General features: G+C 50.2%; 1 rRNA gene. It reads left to right on the top strand.

Features of this window, described 5'->3' with window-relative positions:
* Positions 1-179: 179 nt before the first annotated feature.
* A 16S ribosomal RNA gene (locus H6A20_RS13250) occupies positions 180-293 on the top strand; the annotation flags it as partial.

Here is a 293-nt window from a genome sequence, read left to right as displayed (position 1 = left end):
GAAGCGAGAGCGAAGATCTGATGCCAACAGTAAATAACGGGATAGGAAAGCTAGAGTTTTCCTGACCGAGGTTTAAACGAAAGGAAGCTTCCGCGATACTAGGCTCGCCCAAAAGGCTCGCCAAGTCATCGGGAAGCGTAAACGGACGTAGGAGCCGTGAAAGACCGGCTCCAAGTCCTTATTACGAGAGTTTGATCCTGGCTCAGGATGAACGCTGGCGGCGTGCTTAACACATGCAAGTCGAGCGAAGCACTTACTTTGGATTTCTTCGGAATGACGAGGTATTTGACTGA

The sequence above is a fragment of the Mordavella massiliensis genome (assembly GCF_016901695.1).
Classification (GTDB): Bacteria; Bacillota; Clostridia; order Lachnospirales; family Lachnospiraceae; genus Claveliimonas; species Claveliimonas massiliensis_A.
The sequence above is the reverse complement of the archived record's forward strand: the minus strand, read 5'-3'. Positions and strand labels throughout refer to the sequence as shown.